This window comes from Streptomyces sp. JNUCC 63 (genome assembly GCF_054366325.1).
The window spans coordinates 4,557,389-4,579,584 of record NZ_CM135963.1 but is presented as its reverse complement, the minus strand read 5'-3'; the positions used below and the strand labels follow the sequence as shown (position 1 = coordinate 4,579,584).

21 protein-coding genes are annotated in these 22,196 nt (G+C 71.5%); 10 read left to right on the top strand and 11 right to left on the bottom strand.

The genetic code is table 11. The features are described from left to right. Positions 1-165: 165 nt before the first annotated feature. From ACX25U_RS21140 to galU, 5 genes are all read right to left on the bottom strand, one after another. Entirely contained in the window at positions 166-792 is a 627-nt protein-coding gene (locus ACX25U_RS21140; protein WP_454382292.1) for a GNAT family N-acetyltransferase, read from the bottom strand. A gap of 20 nt (positions 793-812) precedes the next feature. After that, positions 813-1,355, bottom strand: coding sequence for a MogA/MoaB family molybdenum cofactor biosynthesis protein (locus ACX25U_RS21135; RefSeq protein ID WP_454382291.1), 543 nt, complete (start codon positions 1,353-1,355; stop codon positions 813-815). Beyond that, a complete protein-coding gene (gene moaC / locus ACX25U_RS21130; RefSeq protein WP_454382290.1) occupies positions 1,352-1,864 on the bottom strand; it encodes a cyclic pyranopterin monophosphate synthase MoaC in 513 nt (170 codons plus the stop codon). Before moaC ends, ACX25U_RS21135 begins: the two co-directional genes overlap by 4 nt. 86 nt (positions 1,865-1,950) lie before the next feature. Beyond that, the gene (gene glp / locus ACX25U_RS21125) at positions 1,951-3,273 is read right to left on the bottom strand and encodes a molybdotransferase-like divisome protein Glp (protein ID WP_454382289.1); all 1,323 of its coding nucleotides are present in this window, start codon (positions 3,271-3,273) and stop codon (positions 1,951-1,953) included. Positions 3,274-3,278: 5 nt separating this feature from the next. Next, on the bottom strand, positions 3,279-4,181 hold the full coding sequence (gene galU / locus ACX25U_RS21120) for a UTP--glucose-1-phosphate uridylyltransferase GalU (RefSeq protein WP_454382288.1): 903 nt from the start codon (positions 4,179-4,181) through the stop codon (positions 3,279-3,281). Between the two features lie 103 nt (positions 4,182-4,284). Here galU and ACX25U_RS21115 point away from each other — a divergent pair, with 103 nt between their 5' ends. Beyond that, a complete protein-coding gene (locus ACX25U_RS21115; RefSeq protein WP_454382287.1) occupies positions 4,285-4,899 on the top strand; it encodes a 5-formyltetrahydrofolate cyclo-ligase in 615 nt (204 codons plus the stop codon). An 87-nt stretch (positions 4,900-4,986) separates the two neighbouring features. Here ACX25U_RS21115 and ACX25U_RS21110 read toward each other — a convergent pair whose 3' ends face one another. Then, positions 4,987-7,815 carry a penicillin acylase family protein gene (locus ACX25U_RS21110; RefSeq protein ID WP_454382286.1) on the bottom strand — a complete coding sequence of 943 codons (2,829 nt, stop codon included), beginning with the start codon at positions 7,813-7,815 and terminating at the stop codon, positions 4,987-4,989. 203 nt (positions 7,816-8,018) lie between these two features. On the opposite strand from ACX25U_RS21110, the gene ACX25U_RS21105 reads away from it, so the two are divergent. The 6 genes from ACX25U_RS21105 to mscL all read left to right on the top strand — a co-directional run bounded on the left by ACX25U_RS21105 (position 8,019) and on the right by mscL (position 13,772). Next, positions 8,019-9,530: a potassium/proton antiporter gene (locus ACX25U_RS21105; protein ID WP_454394407.1), complete on the top strand. Its 1,512-nt coding sequence runs from the start codon at positions 8,019-8,021 to the stop codon at positions 9,528-9,530. Positions 9,531-9,732: 202 nt separating this feature from the next. Then, positions 9,733-11,028 carry an MFS transporter gene (locus tag ACX25U_RS21100; protein ID WP_454382285.1) on the top strand — a complete coding sequence of 432 codons (1,296 nt, stop codon included), beginning with the start codon at positions 9,733-9,735 and terminating at the stop codon, positions 11,026-11,028. Positions 11,029-11,095: 67 nt separating this feature from the next. Beyond that, a complete protein-coding gene (locus tag ACX25U_RS21095) occupies positions 11,096-11,398 on the top strand; it encodes an FmdB family zinc ribbon protein (RefSeq protein ID WP_454382284.1) in 303 nt (100 codons plus the stop codon). Positions 11,399-11,666: 268 nt separating this feature from the next. Beyond that, positions 11,667-12,500, top strand: a complete 834-nt coding sequence (locus ACX25U_RS21090) for an S-methyl-5'-thioadenosine phosphorylase (RefSeq protein ID WP_454382283.1) — start codon at positions 11,667-11,669, stop codon at positions 12,498-12,500. A gap of 159 nt (positions 12,501-12,659) precedes the next feature. Next, the gene (locus ACX25U_RS21085; RefSeq protein ID WP_454382282.1) at positions 12,660-13,256 is read left to right on the top strand and encodes a hypothetical protein; all 597 of its coding nucleotides are present in this window, start codon (positions 12,660-12,662) and stop codon (positions 13,254-13,256) included. A gap of 57 nt (positions 13,257-13,313) precedes the next feature. Next, complete coding sequence (gene mscL / locus ACX25U_RS21080; RefSeq protein WP_454382281.1) at positions 13,314-13,772, top strand: large conductance mechanosensitive channel protein MscL; 459 nt, start codon at positions 13,314-13,316, stop codon at positions 13,770-13,772. 76 nt (positions 13,773-13,848) lie between these two features. Here mscL and ACX25U_RS21075 read toward each other — a convergent pair whose 3' ends face one another. After that, on the bottom strand, positions 13,849-14,031 hold the full coding sequence (locus tag ACX25U_RS21075; protein ID WP_454382280.1) for a hypothetical protein: 183 nt from the start codon (positions 14,029-14,031) through the stop codon (positions 13,849-13,851). 135 nt (positions 14,032-14,166) lie between these two features. Between ACX25U_RS21075 and ACX25U_RS21070 the strand changes: the two genes are divergently transcribed. The 3 genes from ACX25U_RS21070 to ACX25U_RS21060 all read left to right on the top strand — a co-directional run bounded on the left by ACX25U_RS21070 (position 14,167) and on the right by ACX25U_RS21060 (position 17,502). Next, a complete protein-coding gene (locus ACX25U_RS21070) occupies positions 14,167-15,195 on the top strand; it encodes a P1 family peptidase (protein WP_454382278.1) in 1,029 nt (342 codons plus the stop codon). A gap of 165 nt (positions 15,196-15,360) precedes the next feature. Further along, complete coding sequence (locus ACX25U_RS21065) at positions 15,361-16,581, top strand: L,D-transpeptidase (RefSeq protein ID WP_454382276.1); 1,221 nt, start codon at positions 15,361-15,363, stop codon at positions 16,579-16,581. 174 nt (positions 16,582-16,755) lie between these two features. Continuing rightward, entirely contained in the window at positions 16,756-17,502 is a 747-nt protein-coding gene (locus ACX25U_RS21060) for a DUF6227 family protein (protein WP_454382274.1), read from the top strand. Between the two features lie 27 nt (positions 17,503-17,529). Here the strand turns inward: ACX25U_RS21060 and ACX25U_RS21055 are convergent, their stop codons facing one another. The 4 genes from ACX25U_RS21055 to ACX25U_RS21040 form a co-directional block, all read right to left on the bottom strand. After that, positions 17,530-17,784, bottom strand: a complete 255-nt coding sequence (locus ACX25U_RS21055; protein ID WP_454382273.1) for a hypothetical protein — start codon at positions 17,782-17,784, stop codon at positions 17,530-17,532. A gap of 110 nt (positions 17,785-17,894) precedes the next feature. Next, on the bottom strand, positions 17,895-20,072 hold the full coding sequence (locus ACX25U_RS21050) for a PTS fructose transporter subunit IIABC (protein WP_454382271.1): 2,178 nt from the start codon (positions 20,070-20,072) through the stop codon (positions 17,895-17,897). Between the two features lie 136 nt (positions 20,073-20,208). Beyond that, positions 20,209-21,156, bottom strand: coding sequence for a 1-phosphofructokinase (gene pfkB, locus ACX25U_RS21045; protein ID WP_454382269.1), 948 nt, complete (start codon positions 21,154-21,156; stop codon positions 20,209-20,211). Next, positions 21,153-21,914, bottom strand: coding sequence for a DeoR/GlpR family DNA-binding transcription regulator (locus ACX25U_RS21040; protein ID WP_454382267.1), 762 nt, complete (start codon positions 21,912-21,914; stop codon positions 21,153-21,155). The genes pfkB and ACX25U_RS21040 overlap by 4 nt, the downstream gene beginning before the upstream one ends. Positions 21,915-22,196 lie beyond the last annotated feature (282 nt).

Here is a 22,196-nt window from a genome sequence, read left to right as displayed (position 1 = left end):
AATTGGGCCGGTGTGTCGCACGATCCGGCTGATATTTCGAACTTTTTTTGCGATCGATGTGATCAGTAGGCCGTCAAGGACGTGAATTCAATGTCACCCGTACGATCGCGACCGGATCCAGTACGCATCGCAGGCATCACAGTGCGTTCAATTTCGAACATATATTCAATTTCTGGGTGACGCGGGATTCCCGTTCGACGCCCGCTGTGCCCGGGTCCTCCGCCAGCGGTTCAGCAGCCCTTCAGGCACCTCTTCCGCCGTGAGCGCGAACACCATGTGGTCGCGCCAGGCCCCGTCGATGTGGAGATAACGCGGGCGCAGGCCCTCCTCGCGGAATCCGAGTTTCTCCACCACCCGCCGGCTCGGCCCGTTCTCGGGGCGAATGCAGACCTCGATGCGGTGCAGTCCCACGGTGCGGAAACAGTGGTCCACGACGAGTGCCACCGCCGTCGGCATGACCCCGCGGCCGGCCACCGACTCGTCCACCCAGTAGCCGACGTGGCCCGAACACATCGAGCCCCAGGTGATCCCGGCGACCGTCAACTGCCCGACCAGCCGCCCCTGGTATTCGATGACGAACGGCAGCATCCGGCCCGCGTGCGCCTCGGACCTGAGGTGGCGCACCATCTGCCGGTAGGTCGGCCGGTGCGTGAGGGGCCCGCCGGGCGTGGGCGGCGGAATGGTCGCCTCCCAGGGCCGGAGCCAGTCCCGGTTGCGCCGGTTCACCTCGCGCCAGACCTTCTGGTCGCGCAGCTTTATCGGCCGCAGGACGACATCGCCCTCCGTCAGCACGACGGGCCAGGATGAGCTGTTCAGCTCGCACCCCCACTACTGGCGGCGGGCCTGGCGTGGTCGCCGCCGCGCAGCTGGTCGACGGCGTGCGCCAACAGAGGCTCCAGGACGGTCAGTCCGTCCTTCACCCCGCCGGTCGAGCCCGGCAGATTGACGATCAGCGTCCGCCCTGCCACGCCGGCCAGGCCCCGGGAGAGCGCCGCGGTCGGCACCTTCTGCCTGCCGAACGCCCGGATGGCCTCGGCGATCCCCGGCACCTCGTGGTCGATCACCCGGCGGGTGGCCTCGGGGGTGCGGTCGGTGGGCGAGATGCCCGTGCCGCCGGTGGTGACGATGGCGTCGTAACCGGCCTCGACCCCGGCCCGCAGGGCCGCCTCCACGGGGTCGCCGTCGGGCACGACCCGCGGTCCGTCCACGGCGAACCCGAAGCGCTTGAGCCCTTCGGCGATCAGCGGACCGCCCTTGTCCTCGTAGACCCCGGCGGCAGCCCGGTTGGAGGCGGTGACCACGAGAGCGCTGTACGGTGCGAGCAGCGCGCTCCCCGCCGATGCGTCCAGTGTCATGCCCGGCTCCAGTCGCCCGACTTGCCGCCCGTCTTCTCCTCCACTCGTACGTCCGTGATGATCGCCCCCTTGTCGACCGCCTTGACCATGTCGATCACGGTGAGCGCGGCGACGGACACCGCGGTGAGCGCCTCCATCTCGACGCCCGTGCGGTCCGTCGTCTTCACGGTGGCCTGGATCTCCACGGCGTCGTCCGCGACCGACAAGTCCAGTTTCACACCCGACACCGACAACGGGTGGCACAGCGGGATCAGATCGGGGGTGCGCTTGGCACCCATGATCCCGGCGATCCGCGCGGTGGCGAGCGCGTCGCCCTTGGGGACGCCCTCACCGCGCAGCAGCTCGACCACGCGCGGCGAGACGAGGACGCGGCCGCTGGCGCGGGCGGTGCGCGCGGTCACGTCCTTGCCGGAGACGTCGACCATGCGGGCGGCGCCCGCGTCGTCGACGTGCGTCAGCCGGTCCGGCGCTGGTGGTCCGGGGGTCTCCCCCGGGGAAGGCACAGTCATGATCTTGTGGGGCTCCCGGTCCTGGCCCGGCGCGGTGCGGCGCGCGGGCCTGTTGTGCGCGACACGGTACCGCCACCCTCCGGAGCTCAGCCGAGCAGGACCACCTCGACCTCGGCGCCGGGCTCCACGGACTCGACGTCCTCGGGGACGACGATGAGGGCGTCGGCCTGCGCGAGGGCGGCGATCAGATGGGAACCGGCACCCCCGACGGGCCTGACCTCGCCGTCGGCGTACGTCCCGCGCAGGAACTGCCTGCGCCCCTTGGGCGAGCCGAGCGCCTTGTCCGCGGCCAGGGTCGCGCGGACCGTCGGCCGGTGGACGTCCTGAAGGCCCATCAGGGTACGGATGGCGGGCCGGACGAACAGCTCGAAGGAGACGTACGACGACACCGGGTTGCCGGGCAGGGCCAGCAGCGGGATGTGGTCGGGGCCGACGGACCCGAAGCCCTGGGGCTTTCCGGGCTGCATGGCCAGCTTGCGGAACTCCACGCCGCCGCCCGGCTCGTCCTCGTCGCCGACGTGCGACAGCGCCTCCTTGACGACGTCGTACGCCCCGACGCTCACCCCGCCCGTGGTGACCAGCAGGTCGGCGCGGACGAGCTGGTCCTCGATGGTGGTGCGCAGGGTGTCGGCGTCGTCGGCGACGGCGCCCACCCGGTAGGCGATGGCGCCGGCGTCCCGGGCCGCCGCGGTCAGGGCGAAGCTGTTGGAGTCGTAGATCTGGCCGTCGCCGAGCCGCTCGCCGGGCTGGACGAGCTCGCTGCCGGTGGACAGCACCACCACGCGCGGGCGTGGGCGCACCCGGACCGTGCCGCGGCCGATCGCGGCCAGCAGGGCGATCTGCGGCGGACCGAGGACCGTACCGGCCTCGAGAGCGCGGTCGCCGGCCTTCACGTCGCTGCCCTTGGCGCGCACGTGCGCGCGTGCCTCGGCCGCCCGGTACACGCGTACCTGCCCGCCGGCGCCCTCGGGGGCGAGGCTGCGGGCACGCATCCCGCCGACCGGGCCCTCGCCGAGCCCGCCGTCGGTCCACTCCACGGGGACGACCGTCTCGGCGCCGGGCGGCAGCGGGGCACCGGTCATGATCCGCGCCGCCTGTCCCGGCCCCACCCGGAGCAGTCCGGCCGAGCCCGCCTCGACGTCCCCGACGACGTCAAGGACGGCCGGGAACTCCTCGCTCGCGCCCGAGACGTCCGTGACCCGTACCGCGTAACCGTCCATGGAGCTGTTGTCGAACGGCGGCAGAAAGACCGGCACCGTGACGTCGTCGACCAGGACGCAGTCCTGGGCGTCGAGCAGTTGCAGCTCGATGGGTTCCAGCGGGCGGACGGTGGTGAGGATGTCCTCCAGGTGCTCGTCCACCGACCACAGGTGGTCCGGGCCGGCGGTGCGGGGCTCGGCGCTGCTCAACGTCGTTACATCTCCTCGGCTACGTACCGCTGAAGCCAGGCCCTGAAGTCCGGGCCCAGGTCTTCACGTTCGCACGCGAGTCTGACAATGGCACGCAGATAGTCGCCGCGGTCGCCGGTGTCGTAGCGGCGGCCCTTGAAGACGACGCCGTGCACCGGGCCGCCGATCTCTTCGTCCTGCGCGAGCTGCTGCAGCGCGTCGGTGAGCTGGATCTCGCCGCCGCGGCCGGGCTCGGTCCTGCGCAGGACGTCGAAGACGTGCGGGTCGAGGACGTAACGGCCGATGATCGCGTAGTTGGAGGGGGCCTCCGCCGCGTCCGGCTTCTCGACCAGGCCGGTCACCTGGACGACGTCGGCGTCCTCGGTGGTCTCCACGGCCGCGCAGCCGTAGAGGTGGACCTGCTCGGGCTCGACCTCCATGAGGGCGACCACGCTGCCGCCGTAGGTCTCCTGGACCTCGATCATCCGCTGCAGCAGCGGGTCGCGCGGGTCGATCAGGTCGTCGCCGAGCAGGACGGCGAAGGGTTCGTGGCCGACGTGCGGGGCCGCGCAGAGCACCGCGTGCCCGAGACCCTTGGGGTCGCCCTGGCGGACGTAGTGGATCATCGCGAGGTCGCTGGACTCCTGCACCTTGGCGAGCCGGTCGCCGTCGCCCTTCTTCTCCAGGGCGGACTCCAGCTCGTAGTTGCGGTCGAAGTGGTCCTCCAGAGGCCGCTTGTTGCGGCCGGTCACCATGAGGACATCGTCGAGGCCCGCGGAGACGGCCTCCTCGACCACGTACTGGATCGCCGGCTTGTCCACGACCGGCAGCATCTCCTTGGGAGTCGCCTTGGTCGCCGGCAGGAACCGGGTACCGAGACCTGCCGCGGGAATGACAGCCTTGCTGATCCTGGGGTGCTCCTGAGTCATGCCCGCAACCTTATCCATTGCCTTTGCGGGGAATCCGCGACTCCGGTTAATTGAATCCCATATGAGCACAGATACCGACATAAAGAAGGGCACGGAAGGACCAGTGAGCCACACCGGACGCGGGGCCGAGCCTGACAAGCGCACGTTGCGACGAGAATTCCTCGCGGTGAGGAACACGTTGACGGTGGATGACGTACGGGAGGCGGCACACGCGCTCGCGCGGCGCGCCCTGGAGCTTCCCGAGCTGACGGGTGCCCGCACGGTGGCCGCGTACGTCTCCGTGGGCACCGAACCGGGAACCCTTCCCCTGCTCGACGCACTGCGCGCGCGGGGCGTACGCGTCCTGCTGCCCGCGCTGCTGCCCGACAACGACCTGGACTGGGGCGCCTACACCGGAGAGGGCTCCCTCGCGCGCGTGCGGCACAGCGGGAAAATGGCGCTGTTCGAGCCGGCCGGCGAGCGCCTGGGCCCGCACGCCGTGACGGAGGCCGATGTCGTCCTGCTGCCCGGTCTCGCCGTCGACGCGCGCGGGATGCGCCTCGGGCGCGGCGGAGGGTCCTACGACCGTGTCCTCGCCCGCCTGGAAGCGGCGGACGCGCATCCCGCGCGCGTGGTCCTGCTGTACGACACGGAAGTCGTCGAACGCGTCCCCGAGGAGGCCCACGACCGGCCCGTGCAGGCGGTGGTGACCCCTTCGGGGGTACGCCGCTTCGTCTGACTCCCGACCTCTGCGGCGGCGACTCGTACGACGAAGGCCCTCCACGCGCGCGTGGAGGGCCTTCGTCGTCGGCCGGCCGTCAGCGGCTCACGGCTTGAGCACCAGCGTGTCGCTCGTGTTCTTGTCGACCGCGTTCGCCGAGAAGGACCACGGCAGCAGCTCGCCCCTGGTCCACTTGTCCGTCTGGTCGGTGTAGTGGGCGCTGTAGGCGTGCCCGGAGGCGCCGGTGAGGTTGATCCACTTGGACTTGTCCAGGTCGTCGAGGTTGACCACCATCCGCATCGACGGCACCCACACCACTCCGTAGCCGCCGGCCGCGTTCCAGCCGGCGGCGTTGACCGCGGCCTCGCCGCCGCTGAGCTTCCACGGGCCGCGGTTGAGGACGTACTGCAGGACGCCGGGACCCTCGGTGCCCAGGGTCTGGTTCTTCAGGAACAGGCGGTGCAGCCGGCCCCAGCTCCAGGTGTCGATGTCCTTGCCGAGCTTGGCGGTCAGCTCCCAGCGGGCGTCGATCATGGCGCGCTCGAACAGCTCGTCGCGGTTGTCGGCCGCGGGCCGGGTGCCCGACGCCGGGGTCTTCCACCAGTCGCTGTCCGGGCTGTCCATGAGGTTGCGGAGCACCTCGAACCAGCGGTCACCGCCGTCCGGCTGCGCCTGGTCGGCGTCGCGCCGGCCGCACTCGCGGACCTTCCGGTTCTCGTCGGCCGGGCCGGTGTTGCCGGCCGGCTCCACCCACAGGCACTGGCCCTCGACCCGCAGTTCCTTGGGCAGCTTGTTGCCGAAGGACAGCTTGAGGATGTTGCGCCAGACCGCGTTGAAGTAGGCGGCCGCGGCCGAGTCGGCGTCCTGCGTGCGGTCCCAGCCCTCCAGCAGCTTCTGCGCCTCGCGGACGTCCTTGTCACCGATGTCGATGTTCAGCAGCTTGGGCACCAGCAGGTTGGCGATCGCGCTGCTGTTGTCCAGCTGCATCTGGCGCATGTCGTCGGTGGAGATCTTGCCGCCGCCGTCGATCTTCTGCTGGATCAGGTCGGTGATGCGCCGGCTGCGGGTGCCGTAGCCCCAGTCCGTGGTCAGGGTGTACGGGTAGCTCTTCTGGTCGACGACGGCCTGGTTGGCGGTGACGATGTAGCCGCGCTTGGGGTTGTACTCGTAGGGCAGTTCCTCCGGCTTGATGTAGCCGGTCCAGGCGTACTTGGAGTCCCAGCCGGGGGCCGGGACGGAACCGTCGCCCTGCGCGCGCGTGGGGATGCGGCCGGGCAGCGTGTAGCCGATGTTGCCCTCGGTGTCGGCGTAGATCAGGTTCTGCGAGGGCACGTCGAACAGCCCGGCGGCCGAGCGGAAGTCGTCGAAGTTCTTCGCCTTGTCGATGGCGAAGACGGCGTCCATGGTGGTGCCCGGCTCCAGCGCCGTCCACTTCAGGGCGATCCCGTAGCCCTCGCCGCGGTCGGGTGCCGCGGCGTTGACCTGGGCCTTCTTGCCGACCGTCACCAGTTCGCCGGAGCGGTCGGACAGCAGGGGCCCGTTGTTGGTCGTACGCACGACGATCGTCTTGGACGTGCCGCCGGCGACCTTGATGATCTCCTCGCGGGTCTGGAACGGCACCGTCTTGTTGTCGCGTACGTAACCGTCGCCGCTGAGCTTCTCCAGGTACAGGTCGGTGACGTCCACGCCGGAGTTGGTCATGCCCCAGGCGATGTTCTGGTTGTGGCCGATGATCACGCCGGGCAGGCCCGCGAAGGTGTAGCCGCTGACGTCGTACGGGCACGCGCTGGAGACGGTGCGGCAGTGCAGGCCCATCTGGTACCAGACCGAGGGCAGCGAGGCCGACAGGTGCGGGTCGTTGGCGAGCAGCGGCTTGCCGGTGATGGTGTACTGCCCGGAGACGACCCAGGAGTTGGAGCCGATGCCGTTGCCGTTGACGCCGACGGCCGTCGGAAGGCCGTCCAGGACGTCGTGCAGGCCCATCAGCTGGCTCTGCAGCGCGGAGGTGTCGGTCGCGCCCGACGTTCCGGACGAGGTGCCGGCCGTGCCGGTGGCGGCACCTGTGCCGGCCGTGCCCGGCGTACCGGTCGAGGTCCCGGACGTACCCGTCGAGGCGCCCGTGCCCGTCGAGCCGGTCGCACTGCCGCTCGCTTCGAAGGCCTGAGCGAGCTCGTTGTACCGGCCCTGCGTGACGATCGGCTTGTTCCGGCTGTACGGGTAGTCCGGGTACAGGTCCTTGATCTGCTTGGGGCCGAGGCGGCTGGTCATCAGGGCGCGGTCGATCTCGTCCTGCATGTTGCCGCGCAGGTCCCAGGCCATCGCCTTCAGCCAGGAGACCGAGTCCACGGGGGCCCACTGCCCGGGCTTGTAGTCGTTGGCGAAGCCCAGGGCCGCGTACTCCAGGGAGATGTCCCTGGCGTCCCGGCCCTCGAGGTAGGCGTTGACTCCCGCGGTGTACGCCTGCAGGTACTTCTTGGTGGAGGCCGACAGCTTCGTGTCGTACTCCTGTTTGGCGACCCGGTCCCAGCCCAGGGTGCGCAGGAACTCGTCGTTCTTGACCTGGCCCTTGCCGAACATCTCCGACAGGCGCCCGGAGGTCATGTGCCGGCGCACGTCCATCTCGTAGAACCGGTCCTGCGCCTGGACGAAGCCCTGCGCCATGAACAGGTCCTCGGCGGAGGAGGCGTAGATCTGCGGGATGCCGTAGCCGTCCCGCTTGACGTCGACGGGGCCGGACAGGCCCTTGAGCGTGAGGGCGCCCTTGGTCTGCGGGAAGGAGGCGCGCACGGTGCTGACGGACCAGTAGGCCCCGTAGGCGATGCCTCCGATGATCGCCAATACCAGGACGAGCACGACCAGTCGGGCTTTTCGCCCCTTCTTCCTGCCGGACTTGCCGGGCTTGTCACCCGTTGAGGCGGTGGTGTTGGGGGGCATCGCTGTCCTTGCTGTCCTAACGCGAGCGGCAGGCGGTCCTGGAGTGCTGGAGCAACCATAGGCGCAGGGCCCGATCGCGCTTGACGCGGAGTCGGGTCCGGGCGCCGGGCGGACGTTCGATTTCGCCATCAAGGGCGTCAAGAAAGCGTCAAGAGTTAGGTAAGGTAACGAAGTACTCCGGGCACTCGCGGAAGGAACCGCTGCTGACTGTTCATCACCTCAACCAGCTCCTGCTCGCCTGCTCACTCGTCCTGCTCGTCGCGGTCGCAGCGGTCCGGATCTCCTCGCGCAGCGGGCTCCCCAGCCTGCTCGTGTACCTGGGGATCGGTGTCGTCATGGGCTCGGACGGCCTCGGCCACATCCACTTCACCAACGCCGAACTGACCCAGGTCATCGGCTACGCGGCCCTGGTCGTGATCCTCGCCGAGGGCGGCCTCGGCACGAAGTGGAAAGAGATAAAACCGGTCCTTCCGGCCGCCGCCGCCCTGGCGGTGGTCGGCGTCGCCGTGAGCGTCGGCATCACAGCGGCCGCCGCCCACTACCTCACCGGCCTGGGGTGGAGTCAGGCGCTCATCATCGGCGCGGTGGTGTCCTCCACGGACGCGGCGGCCGTCTTCTCGGTGCTGCGGAAGATCCCGCTGCCCGCGCGCGTGACGGGCACGCTGGAGGCCGAGTCCGGCTTCAACGACGCCCCCGTGGTCATCCTGGTCGTCGCCTTCTCCACCGCCGGTCCGATCGAGCAGTGGTACGTACTGGTGGGCGAGATCGCCCTGGAGCTGGCCATCGGCGCGGCCATCGGCCTGACGGTGGGCTGGCTCGGCTCCTGGGCTCTTCGGCACGTGGCGCTGCCCGCCTCCGGCCTCTACCCGATCGCCGTCATGGCGATCGCGGTCACGGCGTACGCCGCCGGCGCGCTGGCCCACGGCAGCGGCTTCCTGGCCGTCTACCTCGCGGCGATGGTGCTCGGCAACGCCAAGCTGCCGCACTGGCCCGCCACGCGCGGCTTCGCCGAAGGGCTCGGCTGGATCGCCCAGATCGGCATGTTCGTCCTGCTCGGCCTGCTGGTCACCCCGCACGAGCTGGTCGACGACATCTGGCCCGCCCTCGTCATCGGCCTGGCGCTGACCATGGTCGCGCGCCCGCTGGGCGTGGTCGCCAGCCTGCTGCCGTTCCGCGTCCCGTGGCAGGAGCAGGCCCTGATGTCCTGGGCCGGGCTGCGCGGCGCCGTGCCCATCATCCTGGCGACGATCCCCATGGTGAACGGCGTCGACGCCACCCACCGCATCTTCAACATCGTCTTCGTCCTCGTCGTCGTCTACACCCTCGTACAAGGGCCGACCCTGCCCTGGCTCGCCCGCAAGCTGCGGCTGGGCAACGGCGAGGAGGCCGCCGACCTCGGCATCGAGTCGGCGCCCCTGGAGCGGCTGCGCGGCCATCTGCTGTCCGTCGCCATCCCTGAGGGCTCCCGGATGCACGGCGTCGAGATCAACGAGCTGCGGCTGCCCGCCGGGTCCGCGGTCACCCTGGTCGTCCGCGAGGGCAAGTCGTTCGTACCGCTGCCCACCACGACCCTGAGGCGCGGCGACGAACTCCTCGTGGTCGCCACCGATCCCGTCCGCGAGGCGGCGGAACGACGCCTGCGCGCGGTCGGCCGGGGCGGCAAGCTGGCGGGATGGCTGGGCACGAACGGGACCGGTGCGGGCGGCGCGAGCTGAGGGGCGTTTCGCACACCCCTGTACGATGAAGCCGCACCCTGATCGAACCAACTCTGCCTGACGCAGAGCTGGCGCGACCGTATGGCGGCCGGGTCGCCCCCGCAGCGGGCGCCGGGTATCTACCGCAGTCCGCGCAAGAGGACAGCTCTCGGCGTGCCCACACGCAGGGGCCGCGCCACCAGGCGGCAGAAAGGCACGGGCCGTGGGATCCACGGTCACCACAACCGAACCGGCGCAGACCTCGACGGCATCCTCCCGCCCGGGATACGGGCAACTGCTGCGCACCCGCGGCGCCTGGACGTTCCTGCTCCCCGGCTTCGCGGCGCGCCAGCCGTTCGCGATGCTCACCATCTCCATCGTCCTGCTGGTGCAGCACACCACCGGCTCCTACGGCGCTGCGGGCGCCATCGCGGCCGTCACCGGGGTCTCCATGGCGCTGTTCGCGCCGTACAGCGGACGGCTCGCCGACCGCTACGGGCAGCGCGCCGTCCTGCTCCCCGGCGTCCTGGTGCACGCCCTGGCAGGACTGACACTGACCGCGCTCGCCCTGGCGCACGCGCCCCTGTGGGCGCTGTTCGCGGCGGCCGTGCCGACCGGCGCCTCGGTGCCGCAGATCGGGCCCATGGTGCGCGCCCGCTGGGGAGTGGCGCTGGGCGACTCGCCGCTGATGACCACCGCGGCGGCCTTCGAGTCGGTCACCGACGAACTGACCTTCGTCCTCGGCCCCCTGCTGGCGACCGCCCTGTGCACGACCGTCGCCCCGGCCGCCGGGCTGGTCACGGAGGCCGGGCTGACCCTGATCGGCGGCCTGCTGTTCGCCGCGCAGAAGCGCACCCAGCCGCCCGTCACCACCGACCGGCACGCGCGCGTGGAGCACGTCTCCGCCCTGCGCGTCCCCGGCGTGCGCGTGCTGATCGTGACCTTCCTCGGCATCGGGTGCGTCTTCGGCGGCATGCAGGTCTCGCTGGCCGCGTTCACCGAGTCGATCGGCCGGCCCGGCCTCAACGGCGTGCTGTACGGGACGTTCGCCGCGGGCAACATGCTCTCCGGCATCGTCTGCGGCGCCATCGCCTGGAAGGCCGCCCCGCGCCACCGCCTCGTCGTCGGCTACACCGCCCTCGCGCTGGCCGCGTCCACGCTGTGGACCACGCACTCGGTGCTGCTCCTGACCGCGCTCGGCCTGCTGGTCGGCCTGTGCATCGCACCGACCCTGATCACCGGCTACACCCTGGTCGAGAGCCTGGTCCCGGCCGGCGCCCGCACCGAGGCGTTCACCTGGCTGACGGGCGCGGTCGCGCTCGGCCAGGCGGCCGCGGTCACCGCCGCCGGACAGCTGGAGGACCGGCTGTGGGGCGGCGCCGGGTTCCTGGTCCCGATGGCCGGCACGGTGCTCGCCCTCGTCATCCTGGTGGCGCTCAGGTCACGGCTCACGGACCGGCCGCACAGCCGCACCGTCGCACGTGGCGTCGGTCACCGCGCACCTGTCGCAGTGGACTGATCCTCGGGAATAAGTCACTATGGACCGTCGTTAGCACTCACCGAGCAAGAGTGCCAGGAGGAAGACAGTGCCCACCTACCAGTACCAGTGCACCGAGTGCGGCGACGGCCTCGAGGCGGTGCAGAAGTTCACCGACGACGCGCTCACCGAGTGCCCCGGCTGCGGTGGCCGCCTGAAGAAGGTGTTCTCCGCGGTCGGCATTGTCTTCAAGGGCTCCGGCTTCTACCGCAACGACAGCCGCGGCTCCTCGTCGAGCAGCAGCCCGGCGTCGTCGTCGAAGTCGTCGAACGGCTCCTCGTCGTCCTCGTCCTCGTCGTCCTCGTCCTCGTCCTCGTCGTCGACGAGCTCGGCGGGCAGCTCCGCCGCCTGACGTTTCGCCTCCGGGACCCTGCCGTCGTAGGGCGGCGGGGTCCCTGGCGTTTTTTCGGACGGGCCTTCGACGCATCCCCGTACCGGCACCGGCACATCGACTAATGTGCCGGTCGTGACTCCGCTCCCCCACCTGAAAGTGGGGGCTTCCCACCCGAGGGTTGCGGTCCGGCCCGAACCGATCCCTTGCAGGACGGGCGGAAACCACCACAAATTCAGTAAGCGATTCCCCACCGGCCGAAGCCGGTGGTCCCCTCGCTAGGAGACTGATGGCGAACGCAGAGATCGGTGTCATCGGCGGTTCCGGCTTCTACTCGTTCCTCGACGACGTGACCGAGATCCGGGTGGACACTCCGTACGGGGCGCCCAGCGACTCCCTCTTCCTCGGCGAGGTCGCCGGCCGGCGGGTCGCCTTCCTGCCCCGGCACGGCCGCGGCCACCACCTCCCCCCTCACCGCATCAACTACCGGGCCAATCTGTGGGCGCTGCGCTCCGTGGGCGTACACCAGGTCCTCGGCCCCTGCGCGGTGGGCGGGCTGCGCCCCGAGTACGGGCCGGGCACGCTGATCGTGCCCGACCAGTTCGTGGACCGGACAAAGTCCCGGGAGCAGACCTACTTCGACGGGCTCCCCCTGCCCGACGGCACGGTGCCGAACGTCGTGCACGTCTCCCTGGCCGATCCCTACTGCCCCGTCGACCGGACGGCCGCGCTGAAGGCTGCGCGCGGGCGGGACTGGGAGGCGGTGGACGGCGGCACCCTCGTCGTGGTGGAGGGGCCGCGCTTCTCCACCCGTGCCGAGTCGTTGTGGCACCAGGCGCAGGGCTGGTCGGTGGTGGGCATGACCGGCCACCCCGAGGCGGCGCTCGCCCGCGAGCTGGAGCTCTGCTACACCTCGCTGACGCTGGTCACCGACCTGGACGCGGGAGCCGAGAGCGGCGAGGGCGTCTCGCACGAGGAGGTGCTGCGGGTGTTCGCGGCCAATGTGGAACGGCTGCGGGACGTTCTGTTCGACGCGGTGGCCGAGTTGCCCGCCGCCGGGGAACGGGACTGCCTGTGCGCGAACGCGCTGGGCGGGATGGATCCGGGGTTCGTGCTGCCGTAACCGGACGCGGGTCGGCGTGCCTGTCGCGGGCCGGAATTCCTCGTTCGAGTGAGGGAGTTGTCCACAACCCGCGAGTAACACACGGGCTCCGGCGGCCGACGGCGCGATGCCTCATCGTGGCATCACAAGCCGAGATCCACGTCGCTGGTGGTGGTCCACATGTCCCTGCCCTGTCCGACTCCCCTCCCCCCCTCTCCCCCTCCCCTCTCCTCTCCGTACGCGCCCGGCACGGACGCTCCGGCCACGTGCGAGGTGCCGCACTTCGCGCCGGTGCGTGTACGCGGCGGGAAGTACGCGCTGCGCCGGTTCGTACGGCACCGCAGGCGTGCCGTGGCGGCCGGGCTCGCCGTCACCGCGGCCGCGCTCGTGGCGGCGGGTCCGCGGGCCGCTTCGGACCCTCCGCGTGGCGGACCGGCCCGCGGACATCCGGCGCCGGCCGACAGCGCGGACCTGGCGTCCGGGGCCCGCGAGCCGGACGACGAGCGGACGGTGACCGCGCCCGTACGCATCGCGGACGCGGCCACGGTCCGGCTGCTGCGCCCCGGCGACCGGGTCGACGTGATCGCCGCGGAGGACCCTGCGACCGGCGGACGGGCCGAGGTGGTCGCGCGCGGCGCCCGGGTGGCGAAGGTCCCGGAGCCCGTGGAGGAGGTGGCCGGCGGCGGTGCGCTGGTCGCGCTGTCGGTGCCGCGCTCCACCGCGGCGCGTCTGGCCGGGGCGAGCGCGACGGCCAGGCTGGCGGTGACCCTGTGGTGAGCCGTAGGTTGCGGAGCTGTTTGTTCCGCAAGCTGCACGTTCAAGAAGGGGCCCCAGGTGAGCGAGAAGAAGGACCCGAGCGTCTGGCAGGGTTTCAAGGCCTTCCTGATGCGCGGGAACGTCGTCGATCTGGCAGTCGCGGTGGTCGTCGGCGCCGCCTTCACCAACATCGTCAACTCGGTGGTGAAAGGTGTGATCAATCCGGTCGTCGGAGCGATCGGCACCAAGAACCTCGATCACTACAGCTCGTGCCTGAGCTCCACCTGCGAGGGCGACCAGGGCATCCAGATCATGTGGGGCTCGGTCCTCGGCGCCGCCCTTCAGTTCCTGATCACCGCGGCGGTGGTCTACTTCCTGATGCTCCTGCCCATGGCGAAGTTCCTGGCCCGCCAGGAGGCACGGAAGAGGGCCAGGGAGGACACGCGGGAGGTGCCGGAGGCGACCGAACTGGAGGTGCTCAAGGAGATACGCGACGAGCTGGTCGCGCAGCGCGGCTCGCAGTACCGCGGACGGTAGCGGCCGCGGTCCGGTGGGCGGTGGCCGCCGCGGTCCGGTGGGCGGTGGCCGCCGCGGTCCGGTGGGCGCGCGGGCTTCAGAGGTGGTGGGGCGGCTTCTCGTCGAGGAAGCGCTTGAGGTCGGAGACGGCGTCGCCGTCCGGACGCTCGCCCCACCCGCGGTCGGTGTCGTCCGTGGACTGCTGGTTCAGCGGGTCGTCGAAGATCAGTGCGGCCTTCGGGTCACTCGGTTCGGGGGCGGGCTGGGGGGCGGTACTCATATCTCCAGGGTACGGTCCGCGGCGGGCGAGGCCGTCCCGCTGCAGGCCTCGTCTCGGCGCAGGCGGTGTGACGTCCCCGTTCCGCCGAAGGGGCCCATGACATTCCCCGGGGCCTGCCCGGGGAGACTGGCTCCCATGGCAGTGGACGCTTTGACGGACGTCTCAGGTGTGCGGGTGGGGCATGCGACGCGTACGGGCGGCGGTTGGCTCACCGGTACGACGGTCGTGCTCGCGCCGGAGGGCGGCGCCGTGGCCGCCGTGGATGTGCGCGGCGGCGGCCCGGGCACCAAGGAGACCGACGCCCTGGATCCGCGCAACCTGGTGCGGACGGTGGAGGCGGTCGTGCTGACCGGCGGCAGCGCCTACGGGCTGGACGCCGCCTCGGGGGTGATGGCCTGGCTGGAGGAGCAGGGGCGCGGCGTGCGGGTCGGGCGGGACCCCTCGCACGTGGTGCCGGTGGTGCCGGCCGCCTGTGTGTTCGACCTGGGCCGGGGTGGCGACTTCCGGGCCCGGCCGGACGCGGCCACCGGGCGCGCCGCGGTCGAGGCCGCGGCGGCGAGCGAGGTGGGCGGGCGCGTGCGCGAGGGGTGCGTGGGCGCGGGGACGGGAGCGGTCGTGGGGCCGTTCAAGGGCGGGGTCGGCACGGCGAGCACGGTGCTCGACTCGGGTATCACGGTGGCGGCACTGGTGGTGGCCAACGCGGTGGGATCGGCGGTGGATCCGGAAACGGGGGTGCTGTACGGGGAGTTGTTCCAGGGACCGGTGGGGTACCCCGACGCGCGGGTGCACGAGGCCGCGCGCCGGCGCCTCGCCGAGGCCGCCGAACGGAACGCGCCGCCCCCGCTGAACACCACGCTCGCGGTGGTCGCCACCGACGCGGACCTGTCCAAGGCGCAGGCGCAGAAGCTGGCCGGCACGGCGCACGACGGCATCGCGCGCGCCGTACGGCCGGTGCACCTGCTCAACGACGGCGACACGGTGTTCGCCCTGGCCACCGGGGCGCACTCACTCGATCCCGGCTCCCCCCTCGCCCTGAACGAGATCCTCGCCGCGGGTGCGGATCAGGTCACCCGCGCGATCGTCCGCGCGGTACGGGCCGCCGAGCCGGTGGACGGACCGGGCGGGACGTGGCCGGCGTACGAGGACCTGTACGGATCTCGCTGAGCCGGGGTGGAGTCCACCCCGTGCGTCTCGGTGGGGCCGCGATTGTCCCGGTTCTGTCACGTGTCGGCGTTCGGCTCGGGCGATGGGAACTCCGGCGGGCGAAGGCGCCCTCTCTACCCACGCACTGCGGCGGATCACTCACACCACACGAACCTGGAGCAGCCCGTGACAAGGCCGGACACAGCAGCGCGGCGCGTACTGGGGGCCTGTGCCGCCCTGATGGTCGGGTCCCTCGCCCTCACCGGATGCGGCGGCGACGCCAACGCCCACGACGACGGCAAGGACGGTGGCAAGGACACCGCCAAAATGTCCACGGCGAAGATCGTCATCTCGGCCGAGGACGGTTCGACGAGCGCGTCCATCAACGCGACCGGCGTGAAGGTCAGCGGCGGCAGGCTGACCGAGGTGAGGATGACGGTGGCGGGGTCGGGACAGGCCGTGCCGGGTTCGGTCTCCGCGGACGGGTCCGGCTGGAAGCCGAAGGAGCAGTTGGAGCGGGGCACCAAGTACCGGATCTCGGCGACCGCCAAGGACGCGAACGGCCGTACGGCGGCCGCCAACTCCATCTTCACGACCGTCAGCGCGGCGAACAGCTTCATCGGGACGTACACGCCGGACAACGGCACGACGGTGGGCGTCGGGATGCCGGTGTCGTTCACCTTCGACAAGGCGATCAGCGACAGGAAGGCGGTGCAGTCGCACATCACGGTCACCTCCAGCAGCGGGCAGCGGATCGTCGGCCACTGGTTCGGCGCGCAGCGGCTGGACTTCCGGCCCGAGGAGTACTGGAAGGCCGGCTCCAAGGTCACCATGAAGATCGACCTGGACGGCGTGCAGGGTGCCCGCGGCGTCTACGGCGTGCAGAAGAAGACGGTCGCCTTCACCGTCGGCCGCTCGCAGGTCTCCACGGTGGACGTGAGCACGCAGACCATGACGGTCGTGCGGGACGGGCGGACCGTGAGGACGATCCCGGTCTCGACGGGCAGCCCGCAGCACACCACGTACAACGGGCAGATGGTGATCTCGGAGAAGTTCACGCAGACCCGGATGGACAGCAGGACGGTCGATCTGGGCGGCGAGTACAACATCCCGGACGTGCCACACGCGATGCGCCTGACGACATCCGGCACCTTCATCCACGGCAACTACTGGTACCTCAAGGGCAATCCTCCCTTCGGCCGCGAGGGCACCAGCCACGGCTGCGTCGGCATGGCGGACGTGAAGGGAGGACAGGGCGACACCATCGCCAAGTGGTTCTACGACCACTCGCTCATCGGGGACGTGGTGATCGTCAGGCACTCCCCCGACAGGACCGTGGCCCCGGACAACGGCCTCAACGCCTGGAACATGCCATGGAGTCAGTGGACCGCCGGAGGCGCGGTCTGATCACCAACGGCCGCTGAGCAGCGAATTTTGACGGAACATCGGGTCGCGCGGGAACTTCTCGCGCGGCCGGGCCGTTTTTCCGGCGTACGTTTTCTCGGTTCCCGGACATGATGTCCGACCGAGGGGCTACGGTATGCACCCACAAGGTGACATGCAGCAACGCCGGGAGAAACCTTGAGCGTTCCGTACGAGACGACTGCGTACGAACCAACCGAGTCGCCCGAGTCTCCGGAGGAGCACCTCGCGCGGCTCCTCGGACGCGCCCTGAACTCCTTCGAGCTGCCCGACGAGACGATACGGCGGCTCGAGTGCGCGCTGGCGTACGACGGTTCGCTGTACTCGGCGCACCACAGCGCCGGGCTGCACCGCGAGACGTACCGGCACACCTGGCTGCTCGACGACGGCTCGGCGCTCACCCTCTGGGAGTTGGTGCACAACACCGCGCCGGGCGGCGAGGCGCAGCACGAGGTGTACCTCGACGAGGAGGAGCTGAGCACCGCCACCGCCCGGCTGCCGCTCCCGCCGGACACACCGGACTTGGAGCTGCCGGTGCTGGTCCAGCTCGCGCCGATGCCCGAGGCGCGGCACGCGTACGTCCCCGACGGCTCGCCCGACCACGCACGCCGTCTGCTGCGGCGCGCGGAGAACGCCGACCGGCCCGGCGCGGACATCGCCTCGCTGCTGGCGACGGCGTCCGGGCACCAGATCACCCAGGCCTTCGGCCGCCCCTGCCGGACGGGTCGTGCGGGACTGTGCTTCTCGCTCTACGAGCACGCGTTCCTGCTGAGCGACGGCGGGGAGATCTCCCTGTGGGAGGTCGAGCACACGGCGACCCCCGACGGACGCCACATGTGCGAGGTGTACGCGACGGAGGACGCGGCCCGCAGCGCGATGGAACGGCGGGCGGCGCAGGTGCCGTAGCGGCAGGGTCTGCCCGTACGGGGAGCTTCAGGGGCCGTCGCCGAGTCGGCGCATCAGGCCGGCGAAGGCGTCCTGCTCCGCCGGGGTCAGTTCGACGGACTCCCGGCGGGGGGCGGCCCCGGGCTGCGACGGGAGGGCCGTCAGGCGCCGGGCGGGATGCTGTCGAGCGGTCTCGAGGCGAAGGCTGCGCCGGATGCGGGCCATGCCGATGATGGCGGCGAAGGTCAGCGCGGCGGGCAGGGCCACGCCGAACCACATCAGGAGGGAGACGTGCTCAGGCATGTCTTCCAGTAGACACCACGGTCCGGGGCTTCCGCCCCGGACCGTGACGTATCTCGCATGTGCCGTGAACAACTCACAGTGCCCTAAAGGGACAAGAGGCTGTGTGTCCCCTACGCCGCGACCGGCTGCTTCCGGTCGGCCTGCGCGCTCAGCGCACCCTCGTCCGCCCCCTGGGCCGCCGCGCCCGGCGCCGGCTTGCGCAGCGTCTTGAGGACGACCACCAGGGCCGTCGTCACGCACATGCCCGCCGCGATGGCGACCAGGTACAGGAGCGGGTTGCCGATCAGCGGGACCACGAAGATGCCGCCGTGCGGGGCGCGCAGCGTGGCGCCGAAGGTCATCGACAGGGCGCCGGTGACCGCGCCGCCCACCATCGACGCCGGGATGACGCGCAGCGGGTCGGCCGCCGCGAACGGGATCGCGCCCTCGGAGATGAAGGAGGCGCCCAGGACCCAGGCGGCCTTGCCGTTCTCCCGCTCGGTCCGGGTGAACAGCTTGCCGCGCACGGTCGTGGCCAGGGCCATCGCCAGCGGCGGCACCATGCCGGCCGCCATCACCGCGGCCATGATCTTCATCGCGGAGTCACTGGGGTTGGAGACCGCGATGCCGGCGGTGGCGAAGGTGTAGGCGACCTTGTTGACCGGGCCGCCGAGGTCGAAGCACATCATCAGGCCGAGCAGCGCGCCGAGCAGGACGGCGTTGGTGCCGGTCAGGTGGTTCAGCCAGTCGGTCATACCCTTCTGCGCGGTGGCGATGGGCTTGCCGATGACCACGAACATCAGGAACCCGACCACCGCCGAGGAGATCAGCGGGATCACCACCACCGGCATGATCCCGCGCAGGGCCGCGGGGATGCGCACCTTCTGGATCGCCATCACCACACCACCGGCGATCAGACCGGCCGCCAGACCGCCGAGGAAGCCCGCGTTGATGGTGAGGGCGATCGCGCCGCCGACGAAGCCGGGGACGAGGCCGGGGCGGTCCGCCATGCCGTAGGCGATGTAGCCGGCCAGGACCGGGACGAGGAAGCCGAAGGCCACGCCGCCGATCTGGAACAGCAGGGCGGCCCAGCTGTCGGCCTGGGTCCACACGAAGTGGTCCATCACCGACGGCGCCTTGTTGATCTCGTAGCCGCCGATCGCGAAGCCGAGGGCGATCAGCAGACCGCCCGCCGCGACGAACGGCACCATGTAACTGACACCCGACATCAGCCACTTGCGCAGCTTCGTGCCGTAGCCCTCGCCCGCCTCGCCGGCCCGCTCGACCGGAGTGCCGCCGGGTGCCGCCGCCGCGGTCACCTCGCCGCGCGCGGCCTTGTCGCGGACCTCGGCGATCAGCTCGGCGGCCCGGTTGATGCCCGCCTTCACGCCGACGTCGACGGTCGGCTTCCCGGCGAAGCGGTCCTTGTCCCGTACGGGGACGTCGTGCGCGAAGACGACGCCGTCCGCCGCCGCGATCACCGCCGGGTCGAGCCGGGTGAAGCCGGCCGAGCCCTGTGTCTCGACGACGACCTCGACGCCCGCCTCGCGGCCGGCGTTCTCCAGCGACTCGGCCGCCATGTAGGTGTGCGCGATGCCGGTGGGGCAGGAGGTGACGGCGACGACCCGGAACGGACGGTCGCCGGACCGCTCACCCACCTCGCCCGCAGCCCCGGCCGTGCCGGCCGCCGCGGCGCCGGAGGAGGCCGCCCCCGGCGCCGCGGCGGTGTCTTCGGAGGCACCCTTGGCCCGCGCGTCCTGCACGTCCTGGGTGCCCTGCGCGTCCTGCGCGGAGGCACCCGCGCTGTCCGCGGCGGGGCTCTCGGCCTGCGCCGAAGCCTCGGGCGCCGGAGCCTCAGCCACCGGAGCCTCTTCCCCGCGGATGAGCGCGGCCGCGACCGCCGCGTCGTCCACCGACCGCAGCGCCGAGGTGAACTCGGCGTTCATCAGCTGCCGAGCCAGCGACGACAGGATCGTCAGATGGGCGTCGTCGGCACCGGCCGGCGCCGCGATCAGGAAGATCAGGTCGGCGGGGCCGTCCGCCGCGCCGAAGTCGATCCCGGCCGCGCTGCGCCCGAAGGCCAGCGTCGGCTCGGTGACGTGCTCGCTGCGGCAGTGCGGGATGCCGATGCCGCCGTCGAGGCCGGTCGGCATCTGTGCCTCACGGGCGGCCACGTCGGCGAGGAAGCCCTCCAGGTCGGTCACCCGGCCCAGGGCCACCATCCGTTCGGCGAGGGCGCGCGCCGCCGCCTCCTTGGTGTCGGCGGACAGGTCGAGATCGACCAGGTCCGCGGTGATCATGTCGCTCATCGCGGGCTCCTTAGCACGCATATCGCCCGGTCAGTGGGGTGGGCGGGAGTGGGGACGGGGATGCTGTGGGGGGAAGCGGAGGGGGTCGGGGCCGTCGTAGCGGTCGTACGGCACCTGGTGCGGGGCGGGCGGGCGGTCATGACACCGGCTCCGTCAGTGGGCGGTCCACGGGCATGTCCGCGGTGACCGACACCGCCGCCGGGTTCAGGTCGGCGGGCGTCGGCATCACGCTGCCCGGCAGCTGGACGGCGGCGGCGCCGTGCGCGACGGCGAGGGCCAGGGCCTCGGGGCCGGTGCCGCCGGCGATCAGGAAACCGGAGAGGGAGGAGTCGCCGGCGCCGACGTTGCTGCGGACGGCGTCGACGCGCGCGCTGCCGTACCAGGCGCCGTCGCCGTCGACGAGCAGCTGCCCGTCGGCGCCCAGGCTGGCGAGCACGGTCCGGGCGCCGAGCCCGCGCAGTTCCTCGGCCGCCTTCACCGCGTCGCCGACCGTGGCCAGCGGACGGCCCACGGCCCCGGCGAGCTCCTCGGCGTTGGGCTTGACCACGTCCGGTCCCTCGCGCAGCGCCTCCAGCAGCGCGGGCCCGGAGGTGTCCAGTGCGATGCGTACGCCGGCGGTGTGCGCCCGCGCGACCAGGTCGGCGTACCAGGAGGGTGCGAGCCCGCGCGGCAGGCTGCCGCAGCAGGCGATCCAGTCGGCGCCGCGCGACTGCCGCCGCACGGTCTCCAGCAGCAACTCCTGTTCTTCCGCCGAGAGTTCGGGCCCCGGAGCGTTGATCTTCGTCAGTACGCCGTCGGTCTCGGCGAGCGCGATGTTGGAGCGGGTGGCCCCCGCGATCGGGACCGGCGCCACCTCGATGCCCTGGGCGTCCAGCAGATCCGCGACGAGCGCGCCCGGCGCACCACCCAGGGGCAGTACGGCGACCGTGCGCCGCCCGGCGGCCGCGACCGCGCGCGAGACGTTGACACCCTTGCCGCCCGGGTCCATGCGCTCGCCGGTGGCCCGGATGACCCCGCCGCGCTCGAGCGAGGGGACCTCGTAGGTGCGGTCCAGGGAGGGATTGGGGGTGACGGTGACGATCATGCGCGTACTACTTCCGTGCCGCCGCGCTCGATGGCGGCCGCGTCCTCGGGGCTCAGCCCGCTGTCGGTGATCAGCAGGTCCACGTCGCTCAGGCCGCCGAAACGGGCGAAGTGCTCCTGGCCGTGCTTGGTGGAGTCGGCGAGCAGCACCACGCGGCGGGCGGCGGCGATCGCCGCGCGCTTCACCGCGGCCTCGGCGAGGTCGGGGGTGGTCAGACCGTGCTCGGCGGAGAAGCCGTTGGCGGCGACGAACAGCACGTCGGCGCGGATCTCGCCGTAGGCCCGCAGCGCCCAGGCGTCCACGGCGGCGCGCGTACGGGTGCGCACGCGCCCTCCCACGAGGTGGAGCTGCAGGCCGGGGTGGTCCGCGAGGCGGGCCGCGATCGGCAGGGAGTGCGTGACGACGGTGAGCTCGGCCTCCAGGGGGAGGGCGGCGGCCAGGCGGGCCACCGTCGTACCGGCGTCGAGGATGAGCGTGCCCTCGGCCGGCAGTTCGGCCAGGGCCGCCTTGGCGATGCGGTCCTTCTCGTCCGCCGCGGTCGACTCGCGCTCGGCGAGGTCCGGTTCGAAGTCGAGGCGGCCGACCGGGATGGCCCCGCCGTGCACCCGGCGCAGCAGACCGGCCCGGTCGAGGGCCTTCAGGTCACGGCGGATCGTCTCCGCCGTCACCTGGAACTCCTCGGCGAGCGACACGACGTCCACCCGTCCGCCGTCCCGGGCGAGCCGGAGGATCTCCTGCTGCCGCTCCGGTGCGTACATGTCCGTTCGCCTCCGACAGATGCCCGAACTTGTGGTTTCACTCCGGAGGCTACGCCAGTATGTCCGGAAAGTAAACAGGTCCGGGCATCCAACCGGGCATGAACGGACTTCCGGGTGTATCCGAGTGCGGCCGAGTACAGCCGAGTACAACGAGAACGAGGCAGTCGTGGCCGGGCGGGCCGCCGCGCGGCCGATCCCCATACGGGTGGCCGCATCGGGGCGCTCGGTCAGTGAGGAGGCCTGCCGAGGAGGGGCTGGAGCTCGTCACGTCGGCGGGCTGTG

Coding starts and splice junctions, on each gene's coding strand:
- ACX25U_RS21135 (WP_454382291.1), bottom strand. CDS start 1,355: ATGACACTGGACGCATCGGCGGGGAGCGCGCTGCTCGCACCGTACAGC.
- moaC (WP_454382290.1), bottom strand. CDS start 1,864: ATGACTGTGCCTTCCCCGGGGGAGACCCCCGGACCACCAGCGCCGGAC.
- galU (WP_454382288.1), bottom strand. CDS start 4,181: ATGACTCAGGAGCACCCCAGGATCAGCAAGGCTGTCATTCCCGCGGCA.
- ACX25U_RS21110 (WP_454382286.1), bottom strand. CDS start 7,815: ATGCCCCCCAACACCACCGCCTCAACGGGTGACAAGCCCGGCAAGTCC.
- ACX25U_RS21090 (WP_454382283.1), top strand. CDS start 11,667: ATGGCGAACGCAGAGATCGGTGTCATCGGCGGTTCCGGCTTCTACTCG.
- ACX25U_RS21085 (WP_454382282.1), top strand. CDS start 12,660: ATGTCCCTGCCCTGTCCGACTCCCCTCCCCCCCTCTCCCCCTCCCCTC.
- ACX25U_RS21075 (WP_454382280.1), bottom strand. CDS start 14,031: ATGAGTACCGCCCCCCAGCCCGCCCCCGAACCGAGTGACCCGAAGGCC.
- ACX25U_RS21070 (WP_454382278.1), top strand. CDS start 14,167: ATGGCAGTGGACGCTTTGACGGACGTCTCAGGTGTGCGGGTGGGGCAT.
- ACX25U_RS21055 (WP_454382273.1), bottom strand. CDS start 17,784: ATGCCTGAGCACGTCTCCCTCCTGATGTGGTTCGGCGTGGCCCTGCCC.
- ACX25U_RS21050 (WP_454382271.1), bottom strand. CDS start 20,072: ATGAGCGACATGATCACCGCGGACCTGGTCGATCTCGACCTGTCCGCC.
- pfkB (WP_454382269.1), bottom strand. CDS start 21,156: ATGATCGTCACCGTCACCCCCAATCCCTCCCTGGACCGCACCTACGAG.
- ACX25U_RS21040 (WP_454382267.1), bottom strand. CDS start 21,914: ATGTACGCACCGGAGCGGCAGCAGGAGATCCTCCGGCTCGCCCGGGAC.